Here is a 23107-nt window from a genome sequence, read left to right as displayed (position 1 = left end):
GGGGGAACTAAATGGAATTAACACGTCCCTCGGAGCTGAAGGCGCTGCTGGAGCGGCATGGCCTTCAGCTCTCCCGGCGCTTTGGGCAGCACTTCCTGGTGGACCGCAACCACTTGGAGAAGATTGTCGCTGCCGCCGCGCTCACCCACGACGATACCGTGCTGGAGATCGGCCCCGGCGCGGGTGTGCTCACCCGTGAGCTGGCGGCACGGGCCGGCGCGGTGGTCTCCATCGAGCTCGATCGGAACCTGCCGCCCGTGCTCGCCGAGGTGATGGCGGAGTTCAGCAACTGGCGCCTGATCGAGGCCGATGCCCTCAAGTACGACTGGAGCACGCTGGGCGCGACCAAGGTGGTGGCCAATATCCCCTACAACATCACGTCGCCCCTCCTCGTTCGGATGCTGGAGCAGCGCCCGCCGTTTGCCTCAATCACCCTGCTGGTGCAGAAAGAGGTCGCGGACCGGGCAAAGGCCGCCCCTGACTCCGATGCCTACGGCTCGCTCTCGGTGTTTATGCAGTTCTATGCGGCGGTCCATGTCCCGGCACTCGTCCCACGTGGGGCGTTTTTCCCCCCGCCGAAAGTGGACTCCGCGATCCTGCACCTGGTCCCCCACGCACAGCCGCCCGTGGATGTCCCCTCCCCCGAGGCGTTCTTTGCGGTGAGCCGTGCCGCCTTTGGCCAGCGTCGAAAAGTCCTGCTCGGGGCGCTCTCACATGGGATGGACCGCCCCCGCGACCAGATCCTCGCCGCCTTGGAGGCAACCGGGGTCGATCCCCAGCGCCGCGCGGAGACCCTACACCTAGAAGAGATCGCCGCGCTGGCTCGGGCGCTGGCTAGCCCCACAGCGTCCTAAGCACCTCCTGCGCCGCCTCCCGAACTCGCTCGTCGGTATCGGGAGCGTCGATAGCGAGGAGCTTGGCGAGCGGAAGAATGCCCGCATCACGCGCCGTCGCCAGCACGAGGAGCCCTGCCACTCGCTCCTCCGGGCCACCGCGCCGAACCATGCCACGCAAGAACTCCCGCTCCGGCTCGGTGAGCGCTTGGCACTGCGCCTCGGTCAGCCGCGGGAGGATCGCCATCAGCCACTGACGAAGTGCTTGGACCGCTTCAATCGCCTCTTTACCGGTCACCGAGTGGGCGGATTGGAGCCGAGCCAGCACCAGAGAGACCTCGTCCTGCCCTAGCTCCGCGCGGCGCTCGGCCAGCACGAGCAGGGCGTTCTCCTCACCGGGTAGCGTCCGCAACTGCCCCACCAGCCAGAACAAAAAGATCAGGAATCCCAGGGTTCCGATAAAGGACCAGCCCGTGGGGGCCAGTTTTGCAAACCCGAGCAGTCCTGCGGTTCCCAGGAGGAAGAACGGGATCGTCCTGCGCTTTGTTGCGTGCCAGCTTTCCGTGGTTTTTTCGAGGATGCGCGGGATGAGTAGCTCCAACGGAAGGTGCCGCGTTCGCTCGATCAGGGTGGGGTGCTGGCTCAGTGGCTCCTCGGCGAGGGTGCGGATCAGGGCGTCGGTGCTAATGAGCTCCCGCTGGCGCTGGCTCATAAAAGACTGCTTCCTTGGCGGAGAAAATCCAGCGCCGCCTCACGAACGCGCTCATCAGGGTGGTGCTGTAGATGCTGTGCGAGTGGCTTGGTCGCGTGGTCGCCCAGTGTGGTGAGCACCAGAAGCGCCCGGATCTTTTCGTCGGTGCCGCCGCGCTCCACCCAGCGCCGCAGCAGCGCACGCTCGGGCTCCTGCAATGTCGCCAATTGCGTGGGACTCAGCAGGGCCAGCCTTGCAATGGTCTGCTTTTGGAGCTGCTCCGCCCCCTGGTGGATTCCCAGGAGCAGCAGGAGGGCCAAGAGCCGCAACGCAAAGGGGATATCGTCGGTGTTGGGCTCCTGCTCTACGGCGTCCACCAGCTTGTTTCGGAGCGCGACCGGCATCAGCAGGCCCCAGAGAAAGAGCATCATTAGGCCGAAGGAAAACGAGAGAAAGAACACGCGTAGGGTCCAGGGGCCTCCCCACCAGAACAGAGCAAAGAAGACGATGCCCGCGAGCGGGCCGAGGATCAGGGTAAGCCGCTTCCGGCGCAGGTAGCCGCGCGCTTGTGTCTCGATCTCGTCTAGGGCAGTCTCCCATTGAAAGGGTTCCGGCTGGAGGCGCTGCGCTGGCATAGGGCTACTCTCCCACCACCAAGAGAAACTCGCGTGCGGCCTCGCGGACATGGGGGTCGGCGTCGGCGCTGCCTTGGAGGAGCCCCTGCGCGTGCTTGATGGTCTTGGTGTCGTGGGCGCTCGCCAGCACCAGGAGCGCCGCTACTTGCTGCCCTCGGTGCCCGTTCTTGACCCAGCCACGGAGGTAGCCGCACGGGGCCTTGGTCAGCGCACGGCACTGGGCTTCATTGAGCTTGGGAAGCAGCTCCAAGAGAGTCGCCTCCAGCTGTTTCTTCGCCCTGATCCTGCGGTCGTCCAGCCCCCCGAGGTACTGGGTCGCAATCAGAATCTCCAATAGCCAGCTCACCTGCTCTGTCCCCACCTCACTCCGGCGCTCGGTTATCGTCAGAAGCAGTGTCTTGGCTAGGCTGGACATGATCGTGTGCCCAAACCCAGCGACAATCGCTATCAGAAAGAGAAGTCCTAGGATGTTTTGAATGTAGAAAAACTTCTGGGGGATAGGCATGCCCGGTGTGAGAGCGAGAAGGAGGCTCCCCCCCACGAGGAGCACCCCCTTTACGATCAGCACCCGAAGGAGAATCGTCTCACAGCGCGTGAGCTTCTGCTGCACGGGGGCGAGCTCGTCTTGCAGGGAGAGGTTGAGAAGCTGTTGGCGCTGGGACATGGCTCTCTCTAGCGAAGGCGGGGCGGAGCGAGCAGGCCGGAGGGGTAGAGCTGGTAGTGGTCGCTCCAGTGATCGCCGCCTGTCACCCAGTGCCCCGGCCCGTAGGCGGTTTGCTGCTTGGGGACGAGATGGAGCGGCCCAAAGACGTTGCGGCGGGTTAGCACGACGGTGACGGCTACCATATTGTTTGCCTCCCCCGGCTCGCTAGGGCTCGCCACCCCCTCCGGCTCTCGCTCGTTCCTCGCTGCGAAGGGGGGGAGGGTTGTGGTGTATGGGGGCCAGGGGATCGTCTGGCCATTCACGCGGACGCACGCCCCCCCGACCTCGGGAAGCTCCAAAACGCCCCCCTTCGCGAAGCCGGAGGAGGTGGCCGAGTCGTGCGAGGCCGGGGGAGGTAGCTTATACGTCACGCCCCCCGTGTAGAACGGCAAGCCTTGCTCACACACATCCCCAACAGAGAGTGTCTCTGGGAGCGGGATAATCGTCCGTTTAGGCCCATCGAGGCGTACCCCGAAGGCTCCAAGGAGGAAACAAGCTTCGAGATCAGAGTCTCGGCGGAAGCTGGTGGTCAGCGTGACGACATTCTCACCGACTTTGAGCGCTCCCTCAGGCACCGGAAGAAGCTTGAAGCAGGCATCGACCCAGAAATCAGTGACCAAGGACGCTCCCTCAGGCACTTGGGAAGGGATGTTGGTGTCATTGACTGTGATAACAGCGCATTCGGGGCGTTCAATAGCGAGTGCGAGAGGTCCCTCAGGCAGTGCCTCGACCTCAAAGGTGAACCGGAGCGTGAGATTTCCCAGCACGGGCGGCTCGCCGTGGAACTTCTCAGCGTACCAAGGCTGCACCATCTCCCCACCGCGCACCTCCAGCCCAAAGTGCCGCCGCACGGCCTGGTCGATCTTGAGGATTTCTTCCGCATTGTCCCCCCGTCGGACGGGGGTTAGGGGGTCGACAGGAGTCAACTCCCAGGTCGCAGTATCAAGAACCAGTGCGTTGGGCTCGTCGAGAGAGTAGGCAAAGGGACCAGGCAGCTCAGTGCTTGTCTCGATTGCCTCCGCAGGCAAAGAATCTGGTCTGGCTGTTTGCGAGGGCGAGAGGACGAAGACAACTTGGCCACCGGGCGGCACCGTCTTTACATAGATTACTTGGCAAGGCTCGTTGGTTTGGGCATCGGGTACTTGTTCCCACTCGACGGCGCTTCGGACTGCTGTCAAGCTATCCCACTGCTCGACACTTGCCATCTCTCCAAAACCATCTACCGCTATATAACCTATGTCTCTAGGCAAGTCTCGATCTGTGTTCAGGCCCACCAGAATCACGCTCCCATCAGAGAGCTTACGTAGCTGGCAGTAGACCGGATTGTCGATAAAGTCCGGCCCAACCCCACACCCACGACTCGTCTCTCTACGGTCATACGCCGCGGCGGACAGCGCTTCAATGATCGCTTCGACACCGGCCAAACACTGAGACTCACCGGGCATTTCGGGCAGCGATGCAGGGAGTGCGTCCACAAACTGGGGTTTGTCCCCAACCCAAAGTAGGGTTCCCCCCGCTTCGGTAAACGCTTCCAATAGCCTCAGCGTGCTGGAGCGGATCGTGGTGCAGCCGCCGATGACGATGGTTTTGTAGCGCATCTGGTCGACGACGAAAGCGTTGCCGTCTACTCTTGCGTGCTCGGCGAGGATGCCTTCGTCGCCGTAGTCGAAGTCGATTTGAGCGCCTTGGAGCCAGTGGAAGAGCTCGGCGAACTGGGTCTCTAGCTTCTTGATCGACTCGGCTTTGGGGCCGAGGCCGTTGCACCAGCCGGGGTGGAGCTGCGCCCAGACGCTCTCGACGGGATGGATCACGAGCACATCGCAGACGGGCTCGCCTTGGGAGAGCAGCTGGCCGAGGCGGGCGAAGTAGGTCTCGACGGCGCTGTAGTCCTTCCACCAGGCGCTCTGGTGCAGGATGCTGGCGGGGTAGTCGCGCTTGGCCTCGCCCTCCATCGTGTACCAGGAGAGATGGTGACAGCGCAAGTTCACACCAAAGAGCGCCTGCCAGTCCCCGACATTTTTGTGTCCTTCGAGGCCCATCTGCCAGCCGGTACAGCCGTAGAGCTCGCTCATCAGCCAGGGCTTGCCCAGCTGCCGCCCGACACTCTGGAGCTGCTTGGCGACCCAGAAGGCCTTGTTGCCCTCGGTCAGCAGGTCCATGCCGGGGTACTCCATGTGCTCGTAGCAGCGCATCATCGAGCCGTTCATCGCCACTTGCGCTGTCAGGTTGTCCTCGTGGAGGAAGTGGCCAGTGAGGATAAGGTTGTGCGCGCGGCACCAGGCGTCCAGCGGCTTGCAGAAGTTCTCGATAAAGAGAGACAAGCAAAGCTCGACATAGCACCACTTGGTCGGGTGGACGGTCTGGCCGTCGGGAAATAAGAAAATCTCCGGCAGGTGCGCGAGGAGGTCGTCGCCGTAGGTTGCTTCCCAGTGCTCGGGCATCTTGGGGGTCCACGGGACGATCCACTCGCTACTGCCTAGGCCCTGCCCAAAGCTGGTCATGAGCGAGCCGCGGTGGGGCTCGTCGGTGAAGATTCCCTTGATGGACTTGCCGAGCCGGTCACCGCACCTCTCGACATATTTTTCGTGCGTGGACTGCAAGAACGCCTCGGTGGCGGCGCGGTTCATGGTGTCGAGGTAGGTGTAGCCGTTGTAGAAATTCGAGCTCGCCATCTCCTCGACCGTGAACTCCAGCACGGAGAAGCCCGGCGGGACCGCACTGCCCGGCGCGACCCGGCGCAGGCTGTGGTAGCTCAGGCCATCGGCGGCCAGCTCGCAGGCAAAGGCGGCCAAGATGCCCTCGTGCCATGCCCACTCGCTCTCGGGGACGACCGTGCAGCGCAGGAAGCGCATGCGAAACTCGGGGTTCTGCGTCACCAGCCCACCCGCGCTCCCCGACGGCCATCGGTCTTCGTCGTAGAGCCACGCCTCCATGCCCAGCTTCTCGGCTTCGTCGGCGCAGGCGTTGATGCACTCGAACCAGTCGTCGCCCAGATATTCGGTAGCGAGTCCCACGCGCGAGTGCATGAAGAAGCCCCCCAGGCCCATCTCCTTCATCACGTGGACCTGGCGGATCAGCTCCGCCTTATCGAGCCGCCCGTTCCAGGCCCAGAACGGCTTCCCCCGCCACGCCGCGCCGGGGTTTTGAAACTGCGCAAAGAGCTCGTCGGTGGTCACGGCTTGCGCCAGAGCCCTTCCAGGCTGTCTTGCGGCCGCCAGCCCAGGAGCCGCTCCGCTTTGTCCGTGCGACACTGGCCGTGGGGGAAGTCCGCGACACAGTGGAACTCTTCGTAGGGGCTGGGCAGCGACGGCACCTCAAGGGCGCATTTAATCACCCGCGCCGCATCTTGCCAGCTCGTCATCATCGCCGCGCTCCCGTGCTCGCTCACCGCATCGGGCTGGGCGAAGCCATTGAACATCACGTTGGGGACCTCCAGATCGTGCCACTCGGCCAGGACCCGCAGCGCCTCGTTGCCCAGGAACTTGCTGTGGCCGTAAAGGTGGCGTCCGGGACGCGTGGGAGCATCGCAGGCCAGGTGGTAGTCGTGCAGAAAATCACTCTCGCCATGGAGCGTGATGAGCTGCGGCCCTGTCTGCACCACGCGGCGAATCCCCAGCTGGGCCGCCGCCCGCCCGACATTGTAGGCACCTAGCGCGTTCACCAAAAACGCCTCCGTGGGATCAGTGCGCACCACGGTGAGGTTGATGATCGCATCGCAGCCCTTGCACGCTGCCAGCACCGAGCCGAGGTCGCGCACATCGACATAGGCATCCTCGTGGGGGAGTGAGACGGGACGTGCCACCGGTGCCCCCGGCGACTGCTCCTTGGCATCCACCAGAGAGTGCAGGTCCGCCAGGCGCAGGGTGTAGCGCTCCATCAGGCTATCGGCAACCACGCGCCCGATTGGCCCGCCCGCGCCCAGCACGACCACTTTCTCAATGGGCCGCGATGCCACCGGCGCGACCGGCCCGAGCACCTCGCGCCAGTGCTTGCCGTTGTCGCTCACCGGCCGCGTCGTGCACTCGCCCAGGTGCCGCACGCGCCAGGGAACACTCGGCTCGGCCAGCGCCTGCTCCAGGGCGTCGCGCTCCTGCACCTGCTCCCCCAGCCGTAGCACTGTCACGTGGAGCCCGGTCGCCCGCGCCACTTCCTGCAGCGAGAGCTCCATCAGGTACGGTCCCAGCTGCTCCAGCTCCGGTGAGGGACGCGGGCGCCAGTTGGTGCCCAGGTGCCAGTTCTGCGGGAGACGGCTAAAAAAGTCTAGGGTCGAGCGCAGGACGATATGCTTCACGCCTGCCTTCGCCGCCTCGGTCGCTAGGACATACATCCCACGGGTCGCGCGGTCGAAGTCCTCGGTTCGGCGTGGGACATAGGCCAGCGGCGGCGCATAGACCACGGTCTCAGCCCCAACAATCGCGGACGCGACCGCGGCACCGTCTCGGGGATCTCCATCGAAAAAGATTGTCTTACTCATAGCATTATCAATACGTACAGCGCCCACCAGAGATATCGTAGCACTGAGCGGTCACAAAGCTTGCGGCATCGGAGCAGAGAAAGTGCACCACGCTCGCCACCTCTTCGATCGTCCCCGGCCGCCCCATCGGAATCTTGGAGAGCAGTGTCCCCACCACCTCGGGAGTCATCTGCTCCAGCATCGGGGTGGCGATCTGCGCGGGGGCGACACAGTTGACCCGAATCCCCTCTTTTGCAACTTCCTTGCCGACCGCCTTTGTGAATCCGATCACACCCGCCTTGGCGGTCGAGTAGGCCGTGAGGTTGGGGTTGCCCTCTTTACCCGCCACCGACGCAATCGAGACAATCGCGCCGCGCTGCGCCTCCCGCATGGGCCGGATCGCCGCCCTACAGAGCCGAAAGACACTGGTCAGGCAGATATCCAGCACCGCGTCCCAGTTCTCGTCGGTCTGCTCCCAGAGCGGGACACTCGCCCCGGTGATTCCCTGGCAGTTCACGAGGATATCCAGCCGCCCATGGAGCTGGAGCACCTGCGCCACCAGCGCATCCGCCGCGCTGGCATCGCGCAGGTCGGTCTGGAGGTCCGCAATGGAGCCGGGTCGGTCGGCGGTCACCACGGTCGCCCCAAACACCGAGAGCCGCGCCGCCACCGCCTGCCCAATACTGCCCGCCCCACCCGCAATGAGCGCCACGCGCCCGGTCAAGAGAAGATCGTCTGTCATCGCAGGCAGATTCGGCAAAACTTTAGTGGCTTCCTCTATCCGCCCTCATGAACGAGGGCGGCTCGCTTCGCTCTAGGCGCAAGCGCCACGATGTCGCTCCGCGACCTAGTTATTTTTCGCTTTGATAAACGCGGCAAGCTCGGGGAGCTTGTCGGTGTTGAGGTAGTCGACGCCCGCGTTCCAGCAGACCTGCCAGCCGGCGGGGGTGTCTGGGGCGGCCCAGAAGCGGATGGTGCGGCCCTCGGCGTGGGTTTGCTCGACCAAGCCAGAGAGTTTCTCGCGATCCGCGCGGGTCATGAGGCCGGAGCCGTACCACTTGAAGAGGGTAAACCAGCTCTCGCTGATGAGGGGAATGAGGGAGACCGGCAGGTTCTTGCCGAGGTCCTCGGGGCGGCCATCGAGGGCGGCGAGGCGATTGGGCTCGGCGGCGAGAACGTCACGAGGGCGGTCCCCGGAGAGGATCACGGTGAGGGCGCGACGCTTGATCTGCCCACTCTCGAAGCGCGTGAGCATCGGGGCGTAGGGCCGCAGCACGTCTTTGAGGGCGGCGTAGACCCGTGCGCCATCGGTCTTGATGTCCACAAGAAGTGTGGCGGGGGCGGGCTCGGGGTAGAGCTGGCCGTGGTTTGCCCGCACGCGCTGCCAGAGTGGCTCCAAGTAGAGCGCGGTGAGGGTTCGCTCGGGACGGAGGTCTTTCTTGTCGTGGCCGACCAGGAGCTTGCCCCCTTCTAGGTAGATATCGGCCTCGACACTGCAAAACCCTTGGTCGAGCGCATCGAGCAGCGGACGCGGGTGGGCGTAGTCGTTGTGCGCGTGGGCGCGGAGCAGTGGTTTTGGCATGGCACGCTCAGGTTTCGGCTCAGGGGCTTGATCTTCCTCCCAAACCCCTTTGTGGCGACGAAGGAGCAAAAAAGCGAAGGGGTCACGGCGCTGTCGCCGTGGGGGATGTAAAATACGCCATGTTCAAGTCGCCTGATCTGGTCGCCGTTGCTGAGAGAGCCCTCCGTGACGCCGGATTCGTCCCCACCTTCCCCCTTGCAGTCGAGGAAGCGGCACAGGAGCGCGTCCCTCTGCCTACGGACCTGCCTGACCTGCGCCACCTGCTCTGGTCGTCGGTGGACAACGCGGAGTCGCGCGATCTGGACCAGATCGAGGTGGCCGAGCGCCTGCCCGACGGCGATATTTTATTGCGTGTTGGGATCGCGGAGGTGGACTGGCGGGTTCCCCAGGGCGGTGTGATCGACCAGCACGCCGCGCAGAACACGAGTAGCTTGTACACCCCCGGCCATGTCTTCCCCATGCTCCCCGAGGCGCTCTCCACCGCGACAACCTCGCTTCTTGCCGACCAAGACCGGGTGGCGATGGTCGTGAGCCTGCGGGTCAACCCGGATGGGACACTTCAGGAGCGCAGCGCGGCTCCAGCGCTGGTGCGCAACTACGCCAAGCTGGCCTATGAGCGGATCGGTCCCTGGCTGGAGGGCAATGCGGAGGTCCCCGACGAGGTCGCGGCGGTGCCCGGCTTGGAGGAGCAGCTACGCCTTCAGGACGAGACCCTGGACCGTTTTTTGGCCCTGCGGGAGAAGCAAGGTGCGCTGAACTTTGAGAGTGTCGAGACCCAGCCCATCACCGAGAATGGGAAAGTCGTGGGGATGAAGACCGTCCACAAAAACCGCGCACGGCTCCTCATCGAGAGCTTCATGGTCGCGGTGAACACCGCCGTGGCGGAGATTTTGCACGAGAGCGGGCGGGCATCGATCCAGCGCATCGTCCGTGCCCCCCGGCGCTGGGACCGGATCGTCGAGGTGGCAAAAACAGTCAATGAAGCCCTCCCGGAGCTCCCCGACCCGCGTGCCCTCTCCGCGTTTCTAGAGCGCCGCCGCGCCGCCGACCCGGAGAAGTTTCCCGAGCTCTCCCTGACTATCGTGAAGCTACTTGGGCCGGGTGAGTACGCACTGGTCAAGGCCGGCCTCCAGAGCGAGGGGCACTTCGGCCTTGCGGTGGGCGGGTACACGCACTCAACCGCTCCCAACCGGCGCTACGTCGATATTGTCGTGCAGCGGCTGATCAAGTCGGTGCTCCACAGCACCCCCGCGCCCTACACACCCGACCAGCTCGAAGCGCTCGCCGCCCACTGCACCGAGCGCGCGAGCATGGCCGATAAAGTGGAGCGCCGCCTGCGCAAGACCGCCGCCGCACTTTTCTTGCAGCCACGCCTGGGCGAGATCTTCGACGCCACGATTACGGGAGTGAAGAACGGGAAAGTCTACGCCCGCCTGCTCGATCCCCCCATCGAGGGCCGTGTCACGCGCAACGAGCACGGTGTCGATGTCGGTGACCGGGTCTCTGTCAAGCTCATCAAGGCCGACCCGGAGACGGGCTTTATCGACTTTCTCCGTAGGGACTGAGTGCGGCGCTAGAAGCGGTAGCCAACGCGGTACTGGAGGAGGTCACGAGTTCCCAAACGCAGATACCCGACCTCTGCCAGGACTCCCGATTTTAGCTCGTAGCCCAGCGTCAGCTTGGCTCCCACGTCTGTAGCCGTACTCACTCCGAAGGGGCCACGACCATCGCCGGTGACAGAGCCCACGCCGTAGCTTCCGATTCCCAGCCCCAGCGACGGCTGCCCGGCTCCGCTAGCATCCGAAAGAGTTACCCGCGCCTGGACACCCCCGCCCCGAATAAAAACATCGTAGCCGTAGGACTTCCACGTTCCGGTATCCTTGCCCGTGGCGTAGTCGTAGAAGAGGCCGTAGCTCACGGTCTTACTTCCCATGCTGGCTGTCTTTAGGTCATAGCTCAAACCATACTGGGAGTAGGTATCGCGGCCCAGAACAGGGCCCGTCCCCACTTTAAGGACATCAAGGACGCCAACAAAAACACGGAAGGGACGCTCGGGTTTCTGAGCAAGGGTCGGAGTGGCGGTCAGACACGCCAGCAGGAGAGAGGCAACGATCTTCATTTGGAACTCCTTAACGACCCCTATGGTACCCTGCGTCCCAGGAAATTAAGAATGACCAACACAGACGATGTCGAGCGCATTGCGCTCTCGTTCCCAGAGACCGTCCACGAGGACACGGGCTTTCGGGTGCGCCAAAAAGGCTTCTGCTGGTACTACGCCGAGAAGGTGCCGGGGCAGAAAGGCCGCACGCTCCACGACGATGTCCTAGCGATCCGGGTTGCCAACGAGGATGAAAAGCAGGCCCTCATCGCCGCCGATCCCACCAAGTTCTTCACCGACGACCACTACCGCGGCTTTCCTGCGATTCTCGTGCGCCTGCCCGCCCTCGACACCGTTGAGCTTGCGGAGCTGATCGAGGATGCCTGGCGCATCCAGGCCCCCAAAACACTTGTCAAGGCGTTCGACCTAGCTCGCACCCTGAGCTGAGAACAACCCGAAACCCATACCGATCCGTCTCCGGAGCCGTGCTTGTCTTGACTTGATAGTAGATCGCATTGTCGTAGTTGGCAAAGTAGTCGTCCCAGTGGCAGAGGGTGTTGCGCTCACTGCACCACTCGTGGGCATTTCCCAGCATCCCGTACAGCCCGATAGGATTGACCTCAAGCCTCGCTAGCTCAGAGACTCCGTGGAAGTACTGCTCGCGGTCCACGTCACAGAATGCGTAGGTCGCCTCCAGAGTTTTGATATAGCTACCTGTCTTTCCCTCACTCCAGCCCTTTGCCACGTACTCCCACTCCTCGGCAGTCGGAAGCCGCACGCCGCGTCTGTCCCTCAGGAGACCTGTGCCTTCGTCCTAGGCGAGAGGGAGTTTTCTGCGCTTACTCAGCCGATTACCGTATAGGATTGCTTCCCGCCACGTCGCCCGCTGTGCTTGCTTGGTAATTCCCCGACCCGCAAACTGATAGAGGTTAATGGGATGCGACGATATCCCCGATTTTCACATATCACCTCGTCGTGTTTTTGACCAGGACCAATGCAGGACGGATCGCGACGACTTTACTTCCCATCTCTAGAGCCCAAGGGGTCCTAGCAAGTCAGGATGAGCTGTAAGAACCATTGGTGCTATTTCAAATCGGCACCCAAGCCGTACTCATGCTCTTTTTGTCACCGCCAAATAAGGTAGTGGCCATATCCGTCACCAAATTCCAGGCAGCACAAGCAAAAGCAAAATGGCTCTCGATACCTGACCAGCCACGCTCCGTGATCGACTTCATCCCCAAAACGCGAACCCAACCCGAAAAGAGCGTCTCGGCGATCATTCGGTAGTTGCCACGATCAGATTCTCACAATCGCCGCCACGTTTGGCAGCTTTATGGAAGCCATTATCTACAAGTTTAGGCTCGTTGGGATGATCCGAGAGCATCCATTGAAAATCACCATCGTAAAGGCTGGCTCCTTCCGCATCCCAATCGCAGATGCGACCATCAAAGTTGAGCAGAGGGCAGAACTTCACTCCCACGTACCATTGACCATTGGACTTGCCTTTTTCACCAACTTGCTTCTCACTTCGCCCCTGTCGGCGAGGATGAATCAGTTCAACGCCCAAACTGTCGCTTACCAGGAGCATACCGGGGTCAGACAAGAAACGATCTGCCCAATCTTGATGGTTTCGCATCAGTCGGAACAGGCGGGAGCGCTCTGGCAGAGCTGGAAATAGGTGAAGGTAGTTTGCCTCGAGCCACTGCCAAAAGCGTCGCTGGCTCTGTGCCTTGAGTACGTAGAGGACACCGATGGTAACGAGTTCACTTGGCCAAAGTTGTGACCTTGGATCTTTGGGTACGTCGGTCATGGCTTCGTCAACATGAAAGAACAAAGTGGCGATAAAATCAGTGAGGGTCAAGTGATTTGCTCCAGGAAGAGTGTAGACAACCCATCCTATCGCAAGTCACTTGACTCAAGAAATATCAGCAAATCTCAACAGCGAGATGCGCACCAATGGTTAAGAGCTAGCTTCACCGTACATAGTCCCAATACTCTCCAACGACTTACTTATTCTCGTCACCAATATAATTAAAAAAACTCTGCCTGTTTTTCAAAAACATAAACAGAAGGCGTATCGGAGCGCGCAACAATATTTTAATATAAACCAAGAGCAAAACCATCTCATTCCTTTCACAAAGCCCAAACTTTAACCAATAATAATATGAAGGTTCACATTTCGAGAAATTCACACCCCAAGGCTTTTTACGACCAGTATAATGAATTACCCTTACATCTTTAGGAATCTTGTGATCAAATAAGTTATGTGCATTAAACTTAAACGGCAGATAACGAACTTTTGATGCCATTAATCCATTAAGCATTGGCTGATCAAATATACGAGGATGGGTAGGATACTTTCCCATTTCAAATTCCTGTTCATAACGTTCAGGGAGATCTAACCATTCGGAGCATCGGATTGCAAAAACCCCCGAATTAAACCCTCGCTTATCAATTAAATCAGGATATTGAGCCCGGTAAAATTTTTTTAATGAATCCTCAATCCAGCAATCTCTTGAATACGCAGTATCTAGCACTGCCAAAACTTCACCAGGGTTTACAGACCACAACTCTGGAGAAGTAGAGCACATAATAACATCACAATCAAACCATACAGCAATATCAACCGGCAAGCAAGGCATAAACAGTCTAAGCACGGCAGGTTGCAAATCAGAACTAACAACTTTTATCGATCTAGGAACAGCATGCACTTCAGCAAGGCTTCCTATACCCTGCTTTACTTCTTCATAATCTTCACTTATTGTCAAGCAATAACGTTTCACATCAGGCTGATGTTTTTCAATACTCGCAAGTAATGTCTTAGCTCCCTCAATATATTTCTTGTCACAGCCCGTCACAGCAGCACGTCTTAGTCCATCGTCCATTATCAAATATTGCCTCCAGTCTTCAGTTATAAAATACAATCCCTATACATAGGTAGACTCTGTTGCCGAATTCAAAAACCGCCCCTAGCTCCATCTACGAAGTGTTCGACGCAGTAGCAATTTTGTGGCGTTTTGAGCCTCTCCGGGAATTCGGCAACAGGGTCTAGGTAGATCACTAGAACACAATCATACCGCGACCGACCGCGCCACCGACCAAGTCTGCGTAGGCGGTTTCGATCTGGCCAAGCTCATAGGTGCGGGTGAGGAGCTTCTCTAGCGGCAAGCGGCCCTGGCGCCAGAGCTCGGCGAACCGGGGGAAGTCCCGGCGGGGGTGGGCGGTGCCGTAGTAGGTGCCGGCGACGGTCTTCTCTTGCCGTGTCCAGGCCGCGCCGGGGAGCGCGGTGAGCGAGTCTGTGGGGGTGATTCCCGCGAGGACTGTCATCCCACCGGGCTTGGTGGCGTCGAAGGCGTGGCGCTGGAGCTCGGGCAGCCCGACACACTCAAAGGCATAATCCACGCGCTTTTCGAGAGTCGGGGAGAGGCTGGTCTCGGTCGCGCCGAGCAGGCGCGCGAAGGCGAGCTTTTCCTCAGAGACATCGACAGCGACGATACGGCCCGCGCCCGCCGCAGCCGCGCCCAGAATCGCGCAGAGGCCCACGCCGCCGCAGCCAAAGACCGCCACGGAGTCGCCGGGCGCGACACGGGCTTTGTTGAGCACGGCACCGACGCCGGTTGTCACGGCACACCCGAGCACGGCGGCGATGGCGGGCGGGATGTCTGAGGGAAGCGGGACAGCGCAGCACTCGGGGACGACCGTGTACTCGGCAAAGCAGGCCGTGGCGGTGAAGTGGTGGACCGGGACGCCGTCTTGGGAGAGGCGAGTCGTGCCATCCAGCAGGGTCCCCGCCCACTTCTGCTTCAAGTACTCCTGGCAGAGCGCCGGGAGACTATCGAGGCAGCACTCGCACAGGCCGCAGTACGGTGCCCAGTTCAGCGCGACCAGGTCCCCCACGCGCACCTGGCTCACGCCCGGCCCTACCGCCTCGACAATCCCCGCGCCCTCGTGGCCAGGAACCGTCAGTGCGGGGACCTTGGTCGCTCCAGTCACCAGGTGCCAGTCTGAGTGACAGACCCCAGCGGCCTGCATCTTCACCAAGACCTCACCCGCCTTGGGCTCGGCGAGCTGAACGGACTCCACAGCAAAAGGCCGCCCGACCTCACGGAACAGGGCAGCGGAGATAGTGCGCATGCTAGTAGTATAACGGGAAATTAATGCGGAGGGGGTAGGGATTTAAGCGCACCCTGCCAATAACTAGACCACTGAAGCCCCGCTCGTTGGTCTATATGACTATGATGCAGATTGCACAAGAGACGAGAGGGGCTTTCGTGCTCCGTCCCCATTTCCCGCCCCCTGCCCATTGACGGTATAATGCCCCCGATGAAAGGTATTGTTCTCGCAGGCGGCAGTGGCACCCGTCTCTATCCCATGACCCTGGCTGTCTCCAAGCAGCTCATGCCCATCTACGACAAGCCGATGGTCTACTACCCACTGAGCACGCTGATGCTCGCCGGGATTCGGGATGTCTGTCTGATCTCCACGCCCGAGGACCTGCCCCTCTTTGAGCGCTTGCTCGGCGATGGGAGCGCCTACGGTATCTCGATGCAGTACGCGGTGCAGCCCCGCCCCGAGGGACTGGCGCAGGCGTTTCATATCGCGGAAGAGTTCGTCGGCGGCGGCCCGACGGCGCTGGTGCTGGGAGACAATATCTTCTACGGCCACGGCCTCCCCGAGCAGCTACGCGGCGCGGCGCAGCGCACCGACGGCGCGACTGTCTTTGGCTACCATGTCAAGGACCCGGAGCGCTACGGCGTGATGGAGTTCGACGGCACGGGAAAGGTGATCTCGATCGAGGAGAAGCCCGCCGCGCCCAAGTCCAGCTACGCCGTGGTGGGGTTGTACTTCTACGATAGCCAGATCACCGAGATCGCCAAGAATATCAAGCCCTCCCCCCGCGGCGAGCTGGAGATCACCGATGTCAACCGGGTCTATCTGGAGCAAGGCCAGCTCCATGCCGAGCTCTTCGGGCGCGGGACGGCCTGGCTGGACACGGGGACGCACGACTCCCTTCTAGAGGCCAGCAACTTTGTCGCCGCCATCGAGCACCGCCAGGACCTCAAGATCGCGTGCCTGGAGGAGATCGCCTATCTCTCGGGCTGGATCAGCCCCGACGATGTCCTCGCCCGTGCGGCCAAGCTGGGCAAGACCGAGTACGCCACCTACCTGCGCCGACTGGTAAAATAGCACACCTATGCCTGAATCCCTGAAACCCGACTCGCTCGCGCCGGAGTACGCCGCCGCGCTGACCACCCAAGAGTACACCCGCAAGACCCCGATTGAGGGAGTCAAGGTGATCCCCCTGAACCTGATGATCGACGATGGCGGGAGCTTTGCGGAGCTGGTGCGCTTCGACGAGACCGGCCACCTGCTCGCCATCCCCGAGTTCCAGGTGCGGCAGTCGTCGTACTCGCTCGTGCTTCCCGGCTCGATCAAGGCATTTCACCTGCACTACAACCAGGAAGATGTCTGGTTTGTCCCCCCCACCGACCGCCTCCTTGTCGGGCTCCTCGACTGCCGCAAGGACTCCCCGACCTGTGGGGTCTCGATGCGGCTGGTGCTGGGCGGGGGACGTGCACAGCTGGTCTACATTCCCCGCGGCGTCGCCCACGGCGGAGCCAATATCGGCACCCAGAACGCAACCATCCTGTACTTTGTCAACCAGCACTTCAGCCTCGATGACCCGGATGAGCGCCGGCTTCCCTGGGATATCCTCGGGGCCGACTTCTGGGAGATGATCCCCGGCTAGTATGCGGCTGGCCTACGGTGACACGGTCCGGGTCTGTGGCCTGCTGGCGGTTCTGCTGATCCATGTCTGCGGCTTTGGCCGGCGCCCGCCCCTGGACGAAGACACGGTGGGCTGGTGGGTCTGCAATGTCCTCTCGTCGCTGTCGCAGTGGGCCGTGCCGGTCTTTGTCATGCTCTCCGGGGCGCTCCTGCTCAACCCCGACCGGGTCGAGACACCGCTCGCCTTCGCCCGCAAGCGCTTCTTCCGAGTTGGGGTTCCGCTGCTCTTCTGGTGCTACTTCTACCTCTCCTGGAGCAACCCCAACGGCATGACGCCCACCAGCTGGAGCTTTCTGCGACAGGGCCGCCCCTACTACCACCTCTACTTTCTCTTCATTGTCGCCGGGCTGTATCTGCTCACTCCCCCCCTGCGTGCCCTGATCCGCTTCCTCGGGGACCGGGAGCGGTGGTGGCTCGGGGCGCTGGCTCTCACGGTGGCCGCCGCGACAGTCTTCTGGCGCTCCAAGGCCGAGGATCGCACGGCGTGGACGCTCTTTGTCCCGTATATCGGCTACTACCTGCTGGGATTCTCGCTCAAGCGGCGCACGGGCGACCCGCTCACCCCGCTGCTGGGCCTGCTCGGCTGGATTCTTGGGGCGGCCTATGTCACCTTTGGCGAGTGGGCGGGCGCGGCCAATGTCCAGCCCAAGGACCAGTTCAACTATGTGATCAACGGTCACTTCTCCCCCGCCGTGATCCTAGAGAGCCTCGGGGTCTTTGTCTGCCTGCGCGAGTGGGTACGCCGCGAGCCCAAGAACATCACCCTGCTTGCCCAGCTCTCGATGGGGATCTACCTGCTCCACCCCTTCTTGCTCGAAGAGCTCGCCCGCTCCGGGATCAGCAACCGCTGGCACGGCCCCGCCATTGGGGTCCCCGTCACGGTTACGCTCCTGCTTGGCCTGAGCACCCTCTCGGTTTACCTGATCCAGCGCGCTCCCTTCGCCAAGGTTCTGATTGGGGGGTAGCCAGGGGGATGCCGGGGGTTGAAATCCCCGGCAGAAGGCAGGGAGCGCCCCGTGGGCGCACAAACACCAGCTCTCTGCGCGTCCTCGGGACGCTCCCCTTCTGTGCCGGGTAATTTATTGCCCGGCAACGGCTAGGGCAAACCCAAGAGCGCTTTGGGCGCGTTGTGGGGCGGCCCCGCCCAGTTTGACCATGCAACATCGGTCGGGCCGATCACGTGCTCCACCGCCTTCCACTTGCCGCCTATTTTCTTGAGGAGCGCGTAGGTCGTTGCGCCATCAAAGACCTGCTGGTCGATCTCGGATTTGTAGTGCGTCTTCTTGAAATCAATGGGCTTGTCCGCCGGTGTCCGCGGCTCACAGACCACGAAGGCAAAGTCCCCCAAGACGTGCAGCTTTGTCACCCGAAAGAGCACGGGCTGCTTGAGATCGCCTTCGATTCGGGGGCGGAGGGCGTCCAGAAGCGGCTTGCGGAGGGGATGCTTCGGGCCAACCTCGGTCGGTTTAGGGCTCTGAAAAAACGGCATGGTGGGATTCTACCCTGTCTATGGCTTGTACATAATGTCCGTACGCAGCACGTACTTCTGCCCAGAGACCACCGTGCAGCCTTCGTGGAGAATCTGGTGGGCGAAGCAGAGCGCCATTCCTGTTTCGGGACGGACCTTGAGCAAAGGCCGCAGCCAGTCATCATAAAATGCTGTCTCACCGCCTTCACAACCATCACTAAGATAGATCATCAGGGTAGTGAAGGAGCGTCCAAGAGGAAGTGAAATCCCCTCGACCACACGCGGTGGAAGTGCTAAAGAACCATCATGATGCCGCTTGAACTGCTGACCCGGCTCATAACGATAAAAACGCCAGCGCTCGTTGAGGCCAATCGGCGTTTGGCCTTCCGGACCTTCGGGAATCAGGCTGTTAACGCGCTCCCAAATTGTGGCGGCATAGTGAGGATCATCCCAGATGGCCCGGTCATTGTTGCGTATTTCCGTTGCTTTTATATGCCCAGCCGATGTGTTAATCGTCGCCAACTCAAAGCCGAGAGACTCGCCTTTTTGAATCAGCGCCTGGCATTCGTCGGGGGTGAGTAGCTCAGGAATGGTAAAGATATCGGGCGCGAGCCCCTGAACAAAGTACGGCATAGCACATTTTACCCTTTCCGGGTCTGGCAGGCCCCCCAGAGTACCGAGGATATGGAACTCAAAACAAAAGTCAGTGATGCCTCGGTGGATGCCTTCCTCGCCACTCTCGACAGTGAGCTCCGCCGCGCCGACTCGGAGGTTGTCTCGGAGCTGATGCAAGCGGCTACGGGCGCAGAAGCCAAGCTCTGGGGGACAAATATTATCGGGTTTGGGCACTACCGCTACAAGTGCTCCAAGGGGAAGCCGACGGACTGGATGCAGATCGCTTTTGCCCCCCGCAAGGATAAAGTGACCCTGTATCTGATGGGCATGGACGAAAACGCGGAGCTTCTGTCAAGGCTGGGTAAACACACACGCGGCGGGGGGTGCCTGCATATCAAGAAGCTCTCGGATGTCGATATCGACGTGCTCAAAGAGCTGATCGAGCGGTCTGTTGCGCTGGCAGTGGAGCGCTCAATCTAGCTCCTCCGATGGGCGGGGTAAAATATGTCTCGTGAGCCAAGCCCCCCTAGAGCAGCTACGTCGCGCGGTGCGCGGCACCGAGTACGAAGGCAAGATCTTCCTTGTCGGAGGCTGGGTGCGCGACAAGCTCCTCGGGAAGGTGGTGGATATCTCCGATATCGACCTCGTGCTGGAGGGCGATGCGCTGGAGCTGGCCGAGTGGCTCTGGAAAAAGCGGGTCTCCAGCCACGCGCCCGTGCTCTACCCGAGCTTTGGCACCGCGATGGTGCATGTCGGCGATGCGCAAGTGGAGCTGGTGACCGCACGCGCGGAGACCTACCGCCAGGGCTCGCGCAAGCCAATCGTGACCCCGGGGACCCTCTTTACCGATGCCCAGCGCCGGGACTTTACGATCAACACCTTTCTGGAGAGCCTCGATACCGGCGAGATTGTCGATCCCCTGGGGGTGGGCCACGACGATCTCCAGGCGGGGGTTCTGCGCACGCCGCTCGATCCCGTGATCACCTTCACCGACGATCCCCTCCGCATGCTGCGCGCCTGCCGCTTCGCCGCACGCCTCGGCTTTACGATCGCTCCCACCACCTACCAAGCGCTCAAAGACAATGCGTTTCGTCTCTCGCCCGAGCATGGGATCAGCTACGAGCGGGTGCGTGAGGAGCTCAACAAGACCCTGCTCGCTCCCGGTGCCTCGGCAGGGCTGGAGCAGCTCCGTGAGACCGGGCTCTTAGCAAGATTCGCCCCGGAGCTCGCTGCGATGCACGGGGTCTCGCAGAACACCTGGCACGCCTACGATGTCTGGACACACACGCTCAAGGCACTCGAAAACCTTCCCAGAGACGCCGACTTGCTCCTGCGTCTCGCGACTCTTTTTCATGACATTGGCAAGCCCGCGACGCGCACGGAGGATGGCAGCGGGGTGCATTTTTACGAGCACGAGCATGTCGGGGCGCAGCTGACACGCGATGTCTTGACGCGGCTGAAGTACGCCAACGACGAGATCAAGCAGGTCTCGACCTTGGTGGGGCTGCACATGCGCTACGGTGCCTACAAGTCTGACTGGACCGATGCTGCGGTTCGTCGCCTGATCCGCACGGTCGATAGCCACCGGGAGGCCCTCTTCACCCTCGCCCACGCCGACCTCGCCGCCTGCCGTCCCGATCTCCCCCCCCAGGCCGACCTGCGCGCCCTCTCAGAGCGCATGGCCGCTATCGACGCCCAGATCGACATCCGCACCGCGGACTCGCCGCTCTCGGGGATCGAGCTGATGGAGCGCCTCGGCATCCCCGCCGGGCCGCTGGTCGGGAGGCTAAAAAATGCCCTCACCGATGCCGTGATCGCCGGTGAGCTGACCGAGGGCGACAAGGAGACGGCAGAGGCACTCGCCCGCACGCTGCTCTCAGAGATAGAAACCACAAGAGCCCGGGCCAAGACCGTATAATGCCGCCATGAGTACACAAGCAATCACCCGGTACTTCGCCTTTCTTCTGGGGGGGATCGCGGGCTACGGTGCCTACCTGATGCTGACGGACCTCTTCTCCCCCGGAGCCACTCCCTGGAACTACTTCTATCTCTGGGTATGTCTGGCTCTGCTGGGCATTGCACAGCGTATCGCCGCGCAACGCCGCTGGGCAATTATTGTCTTTACACTGTTTTGTGCGATGGGAGTCCAGGGTTGCGACCTCCGAGCGTATCTTCACTTGGCCCACACCATCGCGGGAGTGCTTCTCCTGATACTGCGCTGGCGGGAGCTAAAACCCGGTCTCTGAGCGGTACACTATCGTCATGCGGATTCAGCGTGGGCGAGTACTTGAGGTTCTTCAGGAAGAGAACCAGGCGGTGCCGATTGGCGTGGTCGGGTCGCCGTCGGACACGAGCCAGATCACGATTGATATTCTAGAGAGCGCGGAGAACTCGCGCATCCGGGGCCAGATGGTCTATCTGGTGCTCCCCCATGAGGGGCGGCAGATGGCGGTGCTGGGGCAGATCAGCCGGGTGGAGACCAAGAACCGCTGGCACGAGGACATGGCCTTCCGCGGGATCATCAAGCGCCAGGGTGAGCTGCAAAACCTCTCGGGCCGGGCCGATGTGCGCACCGCGACCATCAGTGTCCAGGCGGCGTTTCTCATCGACGAGAACGACAAGGGCGAGGAGTTCTCCACCGAGGACATGCTCGGCACGTCACCGAGCACCGGGAAAGCGGTCTATGCGGTGCGCGACGAGGTCCTCTCAATCTTACTGGAGAAGCACAAAAAAGAGATTGTCTACATGGGGCGGGTCTTTGGCACCCAGGTAAAGATGCCCCAGCACCTGCGGCACTTTGGCAAGGGCACGGGCGGTGTCGGGGAGGCCTATCACATTGGGGTGTTTGGCAAGACCGGCTCGGGCAAATCGGGACTCGCGGCCTATCTGCTCCTCTGCTACGCCCGCCACAAGGAGATGGGTGTCCTCTTTATCGACCCACAGGGCCAGTTCTCCAGCGGCTGGGGCCTGCCCTTCGAGCTGCACCGCGCGCTGTTTGCCCAGGGCCGCGATGTCAAGGTCTACAAGATGGCGACCGGCCTGCGCCTCGGGGACAACGCCCTCCAGTTCTGCGAGCTGCTGGCCAAGGCGAAGTTCTATCAGTTTCTGGGGATCAAGAACGCCGACAACGCCGAGATCGCGGTGGAGGTGCTCTACAACCATGTCCGCAAGGCACTCACGGCGGCGGGTGCGAAGCTCGATGCGGCCCCCAGCACCCTGCTCAAGGACACGCTGACTCTCTGGCTGGGCGATGAAAAATCCCTGGAGCGCATCTACACCGGCAAGGAGCGCCGGGAGCAGCTCGCCGAGCGCCTGCGCCAGATCCTCTCCGACTCCGAGGAGTTCACCGACTGCCAGAAGCGCTGGACCACGGCACTGGATTTGTTCCAGAAGATCGACTCCAAGGGCAACGAGCGCACGCTTCTCTCGCAAGTCGTGGGCTCGGTGATCCGCACGGCCGAGACCGACACCCAGCCCTTTGTCTTTCTGGATATCTCCGGCGAGGGCACGGAGTTCAAGGACGACGACGAGATCAAGGCCTTGCTTCTCAAGGAGATCGCTAGCACGCTCAACCGGGAGGGCGGCGAGGCGTTTCAGGACGGCAAGCAGCTCAACTGTTTAGTGGCGCTCGACGAAGCCCACCGGTTTGTGCGCAACTTCACCCGCTCGTCGGACACATCGGAGATGTCCAAGCTGACGACGGAGTTTGTGGACGCGGTCCGCACGACCCGTAAGTACGGCCTGGGCTATCTCTTCATCACCCAGACCCTGGCCTCACTCCACCGCGAGATTATCGGGCAGCTCCGCCTGTGTGCCTTTGGCTATGGCCTCACGATGGGCAGTGAGCTGGCGAACCTCAACGAGCTGGTCGGCGACCCGGAGGCGCTCTCGCTCTACCGCTCGTTTGTCGATCCCCAGAGCCGCAAGCAGTACCCGTTTATGTTCACCGGGCCGGCATCGCCGCTGAGCTTCACCGGCAGCCCGATCTTTGTCGAGATGTTCACGAGCTACGACGACTTTGTCGCCGCCAACCCGTGGGCGGACTACTCCGGCACGCCCAAGGTTCGCAGCGCGCCGCTCCCGACACGCGGCTTTAAGGACGAGGAATCCTTCACCAAGGCGCGGAACTTAGACTTTGATTGATCGGTGCGGATCGCCTCGGTTGGAGCGAGGCGTCAACGGGCGTCGCAAGCTCCGCCGCAAAGGCCTTCGGCCATACGGAATTTTATGGGCGAAGCCCTT

25 protein-coding genes are annotated in these 23107 nt (G+C 61.6%); 10 read left to right on the top strand and 15 right to left on the bottom strand.

Going from position 1 to position 23107, the window contains the following annotated elements; all coding sequences use genetic code 11:
• Nucleotides 1–11: 11 nt before the first annotated feature.
• Nucleotides 12–854: a 16S rRNA (adenine(1518)-N(6)/adenine(1519)-N(6))-dimethyltransferase RsmA gene (rsmA, locus tag HNQ39_RS23800; RefSeq protein ID WP_184202835.1), complete on the top strand. Its 843-nt coding sequence runs from the start codon at nucleotides 12–14 to the stop codon at nucleotides 852–854.
• Here the strand turns inward: rsmA and HNQ39_RS23795 are convergent.
• The 7 genes from HNQ39_RS23795 to HNQ39_RS23765 all read right to left on the bottom strand — a co-directional run bounded on the left by HNQ39_RS23795 (nucleotide 835) and on the right by HNQ39_RS23765 (nucleotide 8897).
• Nucleotides 835–1545, bottom strand: a complete 711-nt coding sequence (locus HNQ39_RS23795; RefSeq protein ID WP_184202833.1) for a hypothetical protein — start codon at nucleotides 1543–1545, stop codon at nucleotides 835–837. The two genes, rsmA and HNQ39_RS23795, sit on opposite strands and share 20 nt — an antisense overlap.
• A complete protein-coding gene (locus tag HNQ39_RS23790; RefSeq protein WP_184202830.1) occupies nucleotides 1542–2159 on the bottom strand; it encodes a hypothetical protein in 618 nt (205 codons plus the stop codon). The genes HNQ39_RS23795 and HNQ39_RS23790 overlap by 4 nt, the downstream gene beginning before the upstream one ends.
• Before the next feature lie 4 nt (nucleotides 2160–2163).
• On the bottom strand, nucleotides 2164–2823 hold the full coding sequence (locus HNQ39_RS23785) for a hypothetical protein (RefSeq protein ID WP_184202828.1): 660 nt from the start codon (nucleotides 2821–2823) through the stop codon (nucleotides 2164–2166).
• Between the two features lie 8 nt (nucleotides 2824–2831).
• Nucleotides 2832–6038 (bottom strand): glycosyl hydrolase family 2 protein, encoded by a 3207-nt coding sequence (locus tag HNQ39_RS23780; RefSeq protein ID WP_184202826.1) that lies wholly within the window; start codon nucleotides 6036–6038, stop codon nucleotides 2832–2834.
• Nucleotides 6035–7336, bottom strand: a complete 1302-nt coding sequence (locus HNQ39_RS23775) for an NAD-dependent epimerase/dehydratase family protein (RefSeq protein WP_184202824.1) — start codon at nucleotides 7334–7336, stop codon at nucleotides 6035–6037. Before HNQ39_RS23775 ends, HNQ39_RS23780 begins: the two co-directional genes overlap by 4 nt.
• Nucleotides 7337–7343: 7 nt before the next feature.
• On the bottom strand, nucleotides 7344–8057 hold the full coding sequence (locus HNQ39_RS23770) for an SDR family oxidoreductase (protein WP_184202822.1): 714 nt from the start codon (nucleotides 8055–8057) through the stop codon (nucleotides 7344–7346).
• A 105-nt stretch (nucleotides 8058–8162) separates the two neighbouring features.
• Nucleotides 8163–8897: a phosphatidylinositol-specific phospholipase C/glycerophosphodiester phosphodiesterase family protein gene (locus tag HNQ39_RS23765; protein ID WP_184202820.1), complete on the bottom strand. Its 735-nt coding sequence runs from the start codon at nucleotides 8895–8897 to the stop codon at nucleotides 8163–8165.
• A 119-nt stretch (nucleotides 8898–9016) separates the two neighbouring features.
• Here HNQ39_RS23765 and HNQ39_RS23760 point away from each other — a divergent pair, with 119 nt between their 5' ends.
• Nucleotides 9017–10462, top strand: a complete 1446-nt coding sequence (locus HNQ39_RS23760; RefSeq protein WP_184202818.1) for an RNB domain-containing ribonuclease — start codon at nucleotides 9017–9019, stop codon at nucleotides 10460–10462.
• Nucleotides 10463–10470: 8 nt separating this feature from the next.
• Here HNQ39_RS23760 and HNQ39_RS23755 read toward each other — a convergent pair whose 3' ends face one another.
• Nucleotides 10471–11016, bottom strand: a complete 546-nt coding sequence (locus HNQ39_RS23755) for a hypothetical protein (RefSeq protein ID WP_184202816.1) — start codon at nucleotides 11014–11016, stop codon at nucleotides 10471–10473.
• 51 nt (nucleotides 11017–11067) lie between these two features.
• On the opposite strand from HNQ39_RS23755, the gene HNQ39_RS23750 reads away from it, so the two are divergent.
• Entirely contained in the window at nucleotides 11068–11442 is a 375-nt protein-coding gene (locus HNQ39_RS23750; protein ID WP_184202814.1) for an MmcQ/YjbR family DNA-binding protein, read from the top strand.
• Here HNQ39_RS23750 and HNQ39_RS23745 read toward each other — a convergent pair.
• From HNQ39_RS23745 to HNQ39_RS23725, 5 genes are all read right to left on the bottom strand, one after another.
• Complete coding sequence (locus HNQ39_RS23745; protein WP_184202812.1) at nucleotides 11408–11773, bottom strand: SUMF1/EgtB/PvdO family nonheme iron enzyme; 366 nt, start codon at nucleotides 11771–11773, stop codon at nucleotides 11408–11410. The two genes, HNQ39_RS23750 and HNQ39_RS23745, sit on opposite strands and share 35 nt — an antisense overlap.
• A gap of 310 nt (nucleotides 11774–12083) precedes the next feature.
• A complete protein-coding gene (locus tag HNQ39_RS23740; RefSeq protein WP_184202810.1) occupies nucleotides 12084–12275 on the bottom strand; it encodes a hypothetical protein in 192 nt (63 codons plus the stop codon).
• Entirely contained in the window at nucleotides 12272–12856 is a 585-nt protein-coding gene (locus HNQ39_RS23735; protein WP_184202808.1) for a transposase, read from the bottom strand. Before HNQ39_RS23735 ends, HNQ39_RS23740 begins: the two co-directional genes overlap by 4 nt.
• 145 nt (nucleotides 12857–13001) lie before the next feature.
• Nucleotides 13002–13880, bottom strand: a complete 879-nt coding sequence (locus HNQ39_RS23730; protein WP_184202806.1) for a glycosyltransferase — start codon at nucleotides 13878–13880, stop codon at nucleotides 13002–13004.
• A 175-nt stretch (nucleotides 13881–14055) separates the two neighbouring features.
• Complete coding sequence (locus HNQ39_RS23725; protein ID WP_184202804.1) at nucleotides 14056–15129, bottom strand: alcohol dehydrogenase catalytic domain-containing protein; 1074 nt, start codon at nucleotides 15127–15129, stop codon at nucleotides 14056–14058.
• 180 nt (nucleotides 15130–15309) lie between these two features.
• Here HNQ39_RS23725 and rfbA point away from each other — a divergent pair, with 180 nt between their 5' ends.
• Genes rfbA through HNQ39_RS23710 form a run of 3 tightly spaced genes read left to right on the top strand, consistent with a single transcriptional unit; the run spans nucleotide 15310 to nucleotide 17747 of the window.
• On the top strand, nucleotides 15310–16182 hold the full coding sequence (gene rfbA / locus HNQ39_RS23720; RefSeq protein ID WP_184202802.1) for a glucose-1-phosphate thymidylyltransferase RfbA: 873 nt from the start codon (nucleotides 15310–15312) through the stop codon (nucleotides 16180–16182).
• Nucleotides 16183–16189: 7 nt separating this feature from the next.
• Nucleotides 16190–16744: a dTDP-4-dehydrorhamnose 3,5-epimerase family protein gene (locus HNQ39_RS23715; RefSeq protein ID WP_184202800.1), complete on the top strand. Its 555-nt coding sequence runs from the start codon at nucleotides 16190–16192 to the stop codon at nucleotides 16742–16744.
• Between the two features lies 1 nt (nucleotide 16745).
• Nucleotides 16746–17747: an acyltransferase gene (locus HNQ39_RS23710; protein ID WP_184202798.1), complete on the top strand. Its 1002-nt coding sequence runs from the start codon at nucleotides 16746–16748 to the stop codon at nucleotides 17745–17747.
• Nucleotides 17748–17878: 131 nt separating this feature from the next.
• On the opposite strand, the gene HNQ39_RS23705 is transcribed toward HNQ39_RS23710, so the two are convergent.
• Complete coding sequence (locus HNQ39_RS23705) at nucleotides 17879–18271, bottom strand: hypothetical protein (protein WP_184202796.1); 393 nt, start codon at nucleotides 18269–18271, stop codon at nucleotides 17879–17881.
• 18 nt (nucleotides 18272–18289) lie between these two features.
• Entirely contained in the window at nucleotides 18290–18883 is a 594-nt protein-coding gene (locus HNQ39_RS23700; RefSeq protein ID WP_184202794.1) for a 2OG-Fe(II) oxygenase, read from the bottom strand.
• 51 nt (nucleotides 18884–18934) lie between these two features.
• Between HNQ39_RS23700 and HNQ39_RS23695 the strand changes: the two genes are divergently transcribed.
• Genes HNQ39_RS23695 through HNQ39_RS23680 form a run of 4 tightly spaced genes read left to right on the top strand, consistent with a single transcriptional unit; the run spans nucleotide 18935 to nucleotide 23008 of the window.
• Nucleotides 18935–19345, top strand: coding sequence for a DUF1801 domain-containing protein (locus HNQ39_RS23695; RefSeq protein WP_184202792.1), 411 nt, complete (start codon nucleotides 18935–18937; stop codon nucleotides 19343–19345).
• Between the two features lie 31 nt (nucleotides 19346–19376).
• Nucleotides 19377–20783 carry a tRNA nucleotidyltransferase/poly(A) polymerase-related protein gene (locus tag HNQ39_RS23690; protein ID WP_184202790.1) on the top strand — a complete coding sequence of 469 codons (1407 nt, stop codon included), beginning with the start codon at nucleotides 19377–19379 and terminating at the stop codon, nucleotides 20781–20783.
• Nucleotides 20784–20790: 7 nt separating this feature from the next.
• A complete protein-coding gene (locus HNQ39_RS23685) occupies nucleotides 20791–21111 on the top strand; it encodes a hypothetical protein (RefSeq protein ID WP_184202788.1) in 321 nt (106 codons plus the stop codon).
• Nucleotides 21112–21127: 16 nt separating this feature from the next.
• Nucleotides 21128–23008 (top strand): ATP-binding protein, encoded by a 1881-nt coding sequence (locus HNQ39_RS23680; RefSeq protein ID WP_184202786.1) that lies wholly within the window; start codon nucleotides 21128–21130, stop codon nucleotides 23006–23008.
• Nucleotides 23009–23107 lie beyond the last annotated feature (99 nt).

The organism is Armatimonas rosea (assembly GCF_014202505.1).
In the GTDB taxonomy this organism is placed as follows: domain Bacteria; phylum Armatimonadota; class Armatimonadia; order Armatimonadales; family Armatimonadaceae; genus Armatimonas; species Armatimonas rosea.
This window is presented reverse-complemented; position numbering and strand designations above follow the sequence as displayed.